A 9650-nucleotide genomic window follows, 5' to 3' on the forward strand; every position below is an offset into this window, starting at 1 on the left:
ACTTATGTGATGGCCAAGCGAATTGACCAGGCATCAGTCACGGCGCGAGGGAATGACAAAGACCACACCGAGATATGTCCGTCCTGACCCGGAATTCCGCGATCAAATCAGTGGCGCGCCCCCCGCACGGCTGTTTGAATGCACCGGCTTCCAGGGCCGCCTGACCCGCGGTCAGATCACGGACGTCCCGCGCGCCCTCGGGCGGTACACGGAATCGCGCCACCGTTCCCCAAAGGGAACGCAAAGAGCACGCAAGGTAACTCTCATCAGGGGGACAACCATGAAACACGCACGGCGGATCATCGCCACCACAGCGGTCGCCGCCGCCTGCGCCGGGGCGGTCGCCTTCGCGTCGGCCTCCGGCGCCTCCCACCACACGCCCGCCGGCCACGCCGCCGCCGGCCGCACGGCCCCGGTCGTCGACGGCGCGCCCGGCTACGCGGTCGAGGACTTCGCCTACCCGGGCGCCGACGCCATCAAGGCGCAGCGCGGCATCACGCTCAAGCGCGGCGACGGCCACATCACGCTCGCCGACTGCGCCTCGGGCACCGGCCTGATGGAGGTCTACTCGCGCAGGAGCGAGAAGGTCTGCTTCCGCGCCACCGGTCCCTCCGGCTACCTGAGCCTCGAGATCCCCTCCGTCTACGGCGTCAAGGGCGAGGCCGACCACGAGGCCGCCGTCCAGCTCACCACCGACGGAGCCACGCAGAACCTCGACGTCGGCAAGGGCGAGTGGAAGGCGGCCGGCGAGGCCGCCGATCCGGACGGACGGGACTTCGTCCTGGTCGAGATTCGTACCAGCAAGTAACACCGAGACGGGGAAGACGACCACCATCATGACCACCACCGGCAAGCGATCCACCGCGCTCGCAGCCCTCGTGACCGCCGCCGTGATCGGCGCTCCGCTCCTCACCGCGCATGCCGTCTCCGGCAAGCCCGAGACCGACACCGGCCACGCCTACACCGCCCGCCTCGACATCGGCGACGGCGCGAAGGCGTGCTCCGCGGTCCTGATCGCCCCCCAGTGGCTCGCCACCGCCGCGTCCTGCTTCGCGGACAAGCCGGCCGAGTCCGTCAGGATCCCCGCCGGGGCGCCGAAGCTGAAGACGACGGCGACCGTCGGGCGCACCGACCTGACCACCACCGCGGGCGTCGTCCGCGAAGTGGTGCAGCTCGTCCCGCGCGACGACCGCGACCTGGTCCTGGCCCGGCTGGCCGCGCCCGTCACCGGCGTCGCCCTGCCCGGCATCGCCACCGCCGCGCCGGAGAAGGACTCCGCCGTGTCGGTCAGCGGCTACGGACGCACCAAGGACGAATGGGCCCCGCTGAAGCTCCACGGCGACAGCTTCCAGGTCGACCAGGTCGGCGCCACCGACCTCACCGTCCACGGCGCCTCCGGCGCGGCGATCTGCGCCGGCGACTCGGGCGCGCCCGTGGTCTCCTCCGCCGGCCTGCTCGGCGTCGCCTCCCGCTCCGACCAGGGCGGCTGCTTCGGCACCGACGCCGCCCAGACCTCCACCAGCGGTGTCGTCACCCGCACCGACGACATCGCCGCCTGGATCAGGTCCACCACCGAGTCCGCCCCGTTCGCCGACTTCAACGGCGACGGCGTCGAGGACACGGCCGTCGGCGACCCCAAGGCCGTCATCGGCGGCGACGCCGAGGCCGGCGCGGTCCACGTCGTCTACGGCGGCGGCAAGGGCGCCGCCGAACTCGACCAGGACCAGGCCGTCGTGCCCGGCGGCGCCGAGGCCGGCGACCGCTTCGGCTACGCCCTGGCCACCGTCGACTACAACAAGGACGGCTACACCGACCTCGCCGTCTCCACCCCGTACGAGGACGGGGGCACCGTCGCCGACGTCGGCATGGTCTCCGTGATCTACGGCTCCCCGGACGGCCTGGGCAAGGGGCGCGCCTCCGACAACTACGCCCAGGGCGAGGGCAACGGAGGCCTGAAGGGCGCCTCCGCGGAGAAGGGCGACACGCTCGGCTACTCCCTGGCCGCCGGCGTCACCCGCGACGACGTGCCCTACCTCGTGATCGGCGACCCGGGCGAGGACGTCGGCTCCGTGGTCGACGCGGGCTCCGTCGTGTACGTGCGCGGCGACACCAACATGTACCTCTCCCAGGACGCCGGGCTGCCGGGCTCCCCCGAGGCCGGCGACAGGGTGGGCACCGCCGTCGCGGCCGACATGACCAACATCGTGATCGGCATACCGGGCGAGGACATCGGCGACAAGGCCGACGCGGGCGGCCTCGCCGTCCTGACCCACAACCTGGGCCCGAACGGCAAGCCGGTCGTGCGCGCGGGCATCGACCAGGACCTCGACAAGATCTCCGGCGGCGCGGAGAAGGGCGACGAGATGGGCAAGTCCGTCGCCATCGTCTCCAAGGGCACGAACGACGACTCGGTCATCGCCGTGGGCGCTCCGGGCGAGTCGATCGTCCCGTCCGGCACCACCACGAACCTCGCCGAGGCCGGCAGCGTCTTCGTCATCGACTTCCCCGCCAAGAGCGACTGGTCGCAGCAGACGGTGATCAACCAGGACCAGGCGAACGTCGTCGGCGGCGTCGAGACCGGCGACCGGTTCGGCGAGAGCCTCGCCGCCGTCAACCTCGCCCCCGGCAAGGCCACTCCGGGCTGGGCCGACCTCCAGCTCGCGGTGGGCGTCTCCGGCGAGTCCCAGGGCACCGTGGCCGGCGCGGGCTCCGTGCAGACCTTCTCCCTGGTGGGCGCGCCCGGCGACCACGACGACGTCCTGTACGCCGGCTACAACGGCGTGCCGGGCACGCCGGGCGCCAACCAGCACCTGGGCCAGTACATCGCCGCGTCCCCGACGCACCTCTCCATCGGCATGCCGAACGGCCCGCAGGCCGGCGGATCGGTCTACCAGGTGCCGTGGAACAACGTGGTCTCGCACGCGGGCAGCGCCGACGCGAACGAGAGCGTCACGGTGCTCAAGCCGGGCGCGGGCGGCATCCCGGCGGGCGGCAAGGCGTTCGGCTGGGTCGTCAAGTGACCGGCTGAGGCCGCGACACGACGAGGCGGCCGTGTCGCTGACACGGCCGCCTCGTCGCCCTGAAACGGGGTACTGCTGCGCCGACGGCGCTACTGCGTGACGGTGATCCGGTTCGTCGCCGGCGGGGCCAGCGGGCCCGAGGCCGAGGAGTTGGCCGTGAGGTACTGCTCCAGAGCCGTCAGGTCGTCGGCGCCGACCAGGTCGTTCGTGCCCAGACCCAGCGTGGTGAAGCCGTCGCCGCCGCCCGCGAGGAAGCTGTTGGTGGCGACACGGTAGGTGGCGGCCGGGTCGATCGCCGCGCCGTCGAGCCTGAGGGAGTCGGTGACGACGCGGTCCGCGCCGCTCTTCGTCAGATCCAGCGTGTACGTCAGGTTGGCGGACGGCTGGAGGATCTTCGGAGCGCTCGCGTTCACCCCGCTGACCTGCTCCTTGAGGACCTGGATCAGCTGCGCGCCCGTGAAGTCCTGGAGGTTCACGGTGTTGGAGAACGGCTGGACGGTGAAGCCCTCGGCGTAGGTCACCACGCCGTCGCCCTCACTGCCCTTGGCCGCGTAGGTGAGCCCGGCCCGGACGCCGCCCGGGTTCATCAGCGCGAGGTCCGTTCCCGCGTCGAGCTTCCTGCCGTACCAGAGTTGGGCGTCCGCGATCAGGTCGCCCATCGGGGACTCGGTGCCCGTGTTCGGGACGTCCGCGGAGATGTAGCCGATCGCCCGGTTGCCGATCGGGGCCGCCAGCGTGTTCCACCTGCTGATCAGCTCGGTCATGTCCGGCGCCTTGGCGACGGTCCGGGTGACCACGTGGTTCGCCGTCTTGACCGCCGTGCGCGCGATGTCGCCGGTGTAGCGGTCGTACGTCAGCGTGGTGTCCGTGTAGAGACGGCCGAAGGACGCGGCCGACGTGACCGTGCGCGGCCTGCCCGACGGGTCCGGGATCGTGCAGGCGTAGGCCGCGTGCGTGTGGCCCGTCACCAGCGCGTCCACCGCCGGGGTGACGTTCTTCGCGATGTCGACGATCGGGCCGGAGATCCCGGCGCCCGCGCCCGGCGAGTCGCAGTTGTAGTTGTACGCCCCCGAGGCCGGCAGACCGCCCTCGTGGATCAGCGCCACGATCGACTTCACGCCCTGCTTCTGCAACACCTTGGCGTACTTGTTGATCGTCTCGACCTCGTCCTTGAACTTCAGGCCCTTGACGCCCTCGGCGGAGACGACGCCGGGGGTGTCCTCCAGCGTCACGCCGATGAAGCCGATCTTCACGCCGTTCTTCTTCCAGACCCAGTACGGCTTCAGGATCGGCCGGCCGGACTTCTCGTTCTGGACGTTGGCCGCCAGGTATGGGAAGTCCGCGCCCTTGAACCTCTTGTCCGTGTAGCAGCCGGCGGTCGGGTGACAGCCGCCGTTCTGCAACCGGGCCAGCTCCTTCGCGCCCTCGTCGAACTCGTGGTTGCCGACGGAGGTGACGTCCAGGTCGAGCTTGTTCAGCGCCTCGATCGTGGGCTCGTCGTGGAACAGGCCCGAGATCAGCGGGGAGGCGCCGACCATGTCGCCGCCGGCGGCGGTGATGGAGTACGGGTTGCCCTTGCGGGCCTCACGCAGATGGGTGGCGAGGTACTCCACACCGCCCGCGTCGATCGTCTTCGTCGTGCCGTCCGCCTGCAACTCCGTGACCCGGCCCGAGGAGCCGGACGGCGGTTCGAGGTTGCCGTGCAGGTCGTTGAAGGACAGCAGTTGCACGTCCTGGTAGCGGCTCGGCCACGGCTTGCCGTGGCCGCCGTCGTGGGCGTCCGCCGGGAGCGCGGCGGCGAGAGCGCCGGCGGTGGCGAGAACCGCGGAGGCCGCGACAAGACGGTACGTACGGCGCCGACCGGGTCTGTCGGCCCGGAACGGCTGGGAAGTGGCTGGCATGCGCCCCCCTGTGGTCGGCTGGGAACGGATGGCTCCCGTCCGGCGCAGCCTAAGGTCAACGCGCGTAGCGCGACAGGGGGTTCGTGGTTACATCCTGGTTTCCCTTTGCCCCCTCCTTTGCCCCCACTTTGCGGCGTCCGCCCCTTACCCTCGTACGCATGACCAGCGACGACATCGCACGGATCCCCGGCTCCCGATCCATCGAGACCCTCTCCGAGCTCACCCCCGCGCAGGCCGAGGCCGTCCTCGACCTGCTCGCGGCAGCCGCCCGGACGGACGGCCAGCAGGCGGTCTCCGAGCAGGGCCGGTTGCAGCTGCGCGGAGGCCCCCGCGACGGCGTCGCCCATCTGGTCCTCACCCTCGACGGCGAACTCGTCGGATACGCCCAGCTGGAGGACACCGACCCCGTCGAGGCGCCCGCCGCCGAGCTGGTCGTCCACCCCTCCCACCGCGGCCACGGGCACGGCCGGGCCCTCGGCTCGGCGCTGCTGGCCGCCTCCGGCAAGCGGCTGCGGGTGTGGGCGCACGGCGGCCACTCCGCCGCCCGGCACCTCGCCCAGGTCCTCGGACTGACGCTGTTCCGCGAACTGCGCCAGATGCGACGGCCGTTGACCGACCTCGACCTGCCCCGGCCGGTGCTCCCCGCGGGCGTCGACGTGCGCGCCTTTGTACCCGGCCGGGACGACTCCGCCTGGCTCTCCGTCAACGCGGCCGCCTTCGCCCACCACCCCGAACAGGGCTCCCTCACCCAGCGCGACCTCGACGACCGCATGGCCCAGCCCTGGTTCGACCCCGCCGGCTTCTTCCTCGCCCACCGCGGCGAGCAGCTCGTCGGCTTCCACTGGACGAAGGTCCACGCCGAGGAACAGCTCGGCGAGGTGTACGTCCTCGGCGTCGCCCCCGGCGCCCAGGGGGGCGGCCTGGGCAAGGCCCTCACCACGATCGGCCTGCGCCACCTCGCGGCCCAGGAACTGCCCACGGCGATGCTGTACGTCGACGCCGACAACAAGGCCGCGGTGTCGGTGTACGAACGCCTGGGCTTCGTCACCCACGAGACGGACCTGATGTACCGCTCGGAGACGTGACCCGGCGGCGGGAGAGCGCACGGCGGTGACGACCCCACGGCCCCTCCCGCCCGACGTCGACGTCGGCCCAGGCATCGACGTCGGCCCAGGCGTCGACGTCAGCGAGCCCCCTCCCCGGTGCGGTCGCGACGTGCGCGGGCCGCGGCGGCCGGCGGTTCCCTGATCAGGACGACCGCGGTCAGGGCGGCCCCCGCCAGCAGCGCGGCCCACACCTCCCGCGAGGAATCCCAGGTCCTCGACAGCGGCTGCGCGAACGGCCGCAGCCCGTCGGGCAGCGGCGCCAGCGCGGCCAGCACGACGACGAACACGGCGCCCGGCGTCGCCAGCGCCCCGCCCCCGCGGCCCGCGGTGAGGCGCAGCCCCAGCGCGGCGAGCGCCAGCACGACGGCGAGCAGCGCCGCCGCTTCCAGCGTGAGGCCGGCCCACGGCAGCGACCGGCGCTCGTCCGGTCCGACCGCCCGCGCGCCCACGGCCAGCACACCGGCCCAGCCCACCCCCACCGACAACACGGCGACGCCGGCGCGCAGGGCGCGCGGCAGCCAGCGCGGCACCGGCGTCACCGCGGTCACGGCGGCCGCCGAGTCGTCCAGCACGAACGCCGCGCCCAGGGCGAGGAGCACCGCTCCCGCACGGATCAGCAGCACCGCGTCGCCGAGCGGCAGAGCCCCCTGGACGGCCGCCGGAACGCCCACCAGCGACCATCCGACCGCCCCCGCCACCAGCAGCGGCGCCGTACGGCAGGAGCGCACCACATACGGCAGGAGCAGCGACCACGGCCGCCCGGTCCTCATCGGCACGAGCTCTCGTCGGCAGCGGTGCGCACCGGGGCCCGCACGCCGGACAGCCACGCGGCGCGGGCGATCGCCCCGCCCGGACGCCCAGCTCGCTCCGGCCCCGCTCCCCGACCCGCGCCGGCTCTTCGCCGGACCGCGCCCGCTCCGCGCCCGGCCCCGCCGGCACCTCGCCCGACCGCGCCCGCTCTGCGCCGGGCCCCGCCAGTTCCCCGCAGGCCCCCACCAACTCCTCGTCGGGCCGCGTCAACTGCTCTTCGGACCGCGCCAGTTGTTGGTGCGACACCGCCCGCTCCGCGCCGGACCGCGCCTACTCCTCGCACTTCTCCGCCTCCTTGGGGACCTCGACGCCCAGGAGCCTGGCGGCCTGCGCGGTCGTCGTGCTCGCGGACGTCAGCTGCGCCCAGTGGGCCTTGACCCGCGCCGTCATCGCGGCACGCGGACGCTCGAGCAGTTCCCGGATCACCGTCGTCTGCGGGCCCGTCAGACTCAGCCCTTCCGTCGGCGCCAGGACCTGGGCCGGGCCGGTGAGGCTGTCGCCGAGCCGCACGTGCCGGAACGTGGCCGTCGGAGTGGGGTCGGTGCTCAGGACCAGCCACATGACCGTCACCGCGCGCGCGTCGTCGCACAGTTCCTGTCTCGTCATGTCCTCCGAGCCCCCGACCAGGACCACGGCGGCGCCGACCGCGAACTCGGGGACCCGGTTGCCGCCCCAGCGGGTGCCGACGGTCACCTCGCCCCGCGTGGAGGAGGGGTCGAGGGCGCCGTCGACCTCCACCTGGTCGTCGATGTAGACGCGCTGGCGCACCGTCAGCCGCGCCGTGGCCGCCGTGCCGCCGGCCGCGGACCGGACGCGGTCGACGACCTCGGCCCAGTCGGACCGCACCCCGCTCCACTCTGCGAACGAGCAGTAGGTCGACAGGCCGTGCCGCTCGCAGGACTGGACCGTGCGCGGGGCGTCGGCCGCCGTTCTGCGGGCCGCGTCCAGCGCCTTCGCGTCACGCGGGAACTGACCGACCGCACCGGTCACGGTCACCGCGAGCGCGAGGACCGTGGCCGCCGTGACGAGCCGGGTGCGGGCCCCGGCCCGCAGCAGCGCCGCGCAGGCGAGCACCGCGCACAGACCCGTCACGTACAGGGCGTGCCAGCCGGCGGGACGGCCGAGTAGATCGCTGGGGACCGGGTCGCCGCCGCTCTGGGCGACGGAGAGGACGGGCGAGAGCCAGCCTTCCCACCGGCCCGCGTCCCTCGCGACGGAGGCGGCGACGAAGAGGACGTAGAGGGGGATCGCGACCAGTATGGGAATGAACGTGGAAGGCAGCACCAGGGCCAGCAGCACGCCCAGGACACCGGCCAGGAGCACGGTCAGCGGCCCGACGGCGAGCTCGCCCACCGAGCCGTGGCCGATCGCGCCGGGCTTCAGCGCCTCCCGGCCGAACTCGCCGGCGGCCACGAGCGCGGTGAGCGCCGCGTACGGCACCACGGACAGCACATGGGCGAGGGTGCGTCGCCAGGGCTCCATCGCCAGGACCCCGAACTGCTGCACCGTGTTGGCCTTGCGGGAACGCAGCGCGGCCGCGTTGCAGCAGATGAACACGGCGACGGCGAACAGCAGGGGTTCCGTCTGGGTCTGCCGGTCGACCGTGTTGAGGACGGGATAGGCGTCCATGCCGTCCCGGTCCATGAGCCGCAGGGCGACGTAGCCGACATAGAGGACGAAGGTCAGCAGCAGCGGGACCTGGAGCAGCAGCTCCCGGGCCTCGAAACGGGCCAGCGCGAGGACGGCCCGGAACCGGTGGCCTTCGCGCGCGGCCTCGCTGGGGACGGGCGCCGGTTCGGTGAGCGTCACCGTCGGCGCGCTCATGCCGTCACCGCCGCGTCGTCGCCGTCGAGGGCGAGCAGATAGCCGTCCTCGAGAGTGGGTTCGAGGAGGTGGGCGCCCTGCGGCGGATCCCCCACGTTCCGGAAGGTCCCGGCGCCGGTGCGCCAGCCGGCCAGCGCGTTCCGGTCGCGTTCGGTGCTGCTCCAGACGCGGCCCGCCGCACGGGCCGTCAGCTCGGCCGGAGCGCCCTCGAAGCGGACGCGGCCACGGGCCAGCACCACGACACGGTGGCAGAGCATCGCCACGTCCTCCGTCTGGTGCGTGGAGAGCAGCACCGTGCGGCCCTCCCCCGCCTCGGCGATCAACTCGCGGAAACGCATGCGCTGTTCGGGGTCGAGGCCGACGGTCGGTTCGTCCAGCACGAGGAAGCCGGGGTCGCCGACGAGCGCGGCGGCCAGGGCGACGCGCTGACGCATACCGCCGGACAGCCGCTTGATGCGGGTCCCGCGCGCCTCGGAGAGGTCGACGGCGCCCAGCACGCGCCGCACCTCGCGCAGCCGGGCGGCGCGGTCGGTCAGCTCCTTGAGGATCGCCACGTAGTCCACGAAGTCGAAGGCCGTGAAGTCCGGATGGAACCCGGGGTTCTGCGGCAGATAGCCGAGGGTTCGGCGCAGCGCGAGGCGTCCGGAGGCGGTGCCGGGGTCCTGGCCGAGGGCCGTGAACCGGCCGCCGTCGGGCGGCACGGCCGTCGCCAGCACCCGCAGCAGACTCGTCTTCCCGGCGCCGTTGGGCCCCAGGAGGCCCGTCACGCCACGGCTCAGCCGCAGCGAGACCCCGTCGAGAGCCCGGGTCCCCCCGAAGCGCAGGGACAGGTCGGTGGCCGTCAGGGTGGCGGGGCCGCCTGCGGCCCCGCTGCCGCCGCGGCCGGGCACGGGCCCGGGAACGGATGCGGTGGTCATGTGAGGCTCCTGGAAATCCGGTCGGCGGAGGGGCATGAGGGCGGCGGCGAGCTTGGAGGTGGGGTCGGGGTC

7 protein-coding genes are annotated in these 9650 nt (G+C 73.2%); 3 read left to right on the forward strand and 4 right to left on the reverse strand.

The genetic code is table 11. The features are described from left to right. The first annotated feature begins 280 nt into the window (after positions 1-280). Positions 281-808 (forward strand): hypothetical protein, encoded by a 528-nt coding sequence (locus KMS84_RS21280; RefSeq protein ID WP_256917943.1) that lies wholly within the window; start codon positions 281-283, stop codon positions 806-808. Between the two features lie 28 nt (positions 809-836). Further along, positions 837-3020 carry a trypsin-like serine protease gene (locus KMS84_RS21285; RefSeq protein WP_256917944.1) on the forward strand — a complete coding sequence of 728 codons (2184 nt, stop codon included), beginning with the start codon at positions 837-839 and terminating at the stop codon, positions 3018-3020. A gap of 89 nt (positions 3021-3109) precedes the next feature. On the opposite strand, the gene KMS84_RS21290 is transcribed toward KMS84_RS21285, so the two are convergent. Continuing rightward, positions 3110-4921, reverse strand: coding sequence for a bifunctional metallophosphatase/5'-nucleotidase (locus tag KMS84_RS21290; RefSeq protein WP_256917945.1), 1812 nt, complete (start codon positions 4919-4921; stop codon positions 3110-3112). Between the two features lie 158 nt (positions 4922-5079). On the opposite strand from KMS84_RS21290, the gene mshD reads away from it, so the two are divergent. After that, entirely contained in the window at positions 5080-6006 is a 927-nt protein-coding gene (gene mshD / locus KMS84_RS21295) for a mycothiol synthase (protein ID WP_256917946.1), read from the forward strand. A 98-nt stretch (positions 6007-6104) separates the two neighbouring features. Here mshD and KMS84_RS21300 read toward each other — a convergent pair whose 3' ends face one another. The 3 genes from KMS84_RS21300 to KMS84_RS21310 all read right to left on the reverse strand — a co-directional run bounded on the left by KMS84_RS21300 (position 6105) and on the right by KMS84_RS21310 (position 9578). After that, positions 6105-6803, reverse strand: coding sequence for a hypothetical protein (locus KMS84_RS21300; RefSeq protein WP_256917947.1), 699 nt, complete (start codon positions 6801-6803; stop codon positions 6105-6107). Positions 6804-7107: 304 nt separating this feature from the next. Further along, positions 7108-8661 (reverse strand): ABC transporter permease, encoded by a 1554-nt coding sequence (locus KMS84_RS21305; protein WP_256917948.1) that lies wholly within the window; start codon positions 8659-8661, stop codon positions 7108-7110. Further along, the gene (locus KMS84_RS21310; protein ID WP_256917949.1) at positions 8658-9578 is read right to left on the reverse strand and encodes an ABC transporter ATP-binding protein; all 921 of its coding nucleotides are present in this window, start codon (positions 9576-9578) and stop codon (positions 8658-8660) included. The genes KMS84_RS21305 and KMS84_RS21310 overlap by 4 nt, the downstream gene beginning before the upstream one ends. Between the last annotated feature and the right edge of the window lie 72 nt (positions 9579-9650).

This window comes from Streptomyces hilarionis (assembly GCF_024539675.1).
In the GTDB taxonomy this organism is placed as follows: domain Bacteria; phylum Actinomycetota; class Actinomycetes; order Streptomycetales; family Streptomycetaceae; genus Streptomyces; species Streptomyces hilarionis.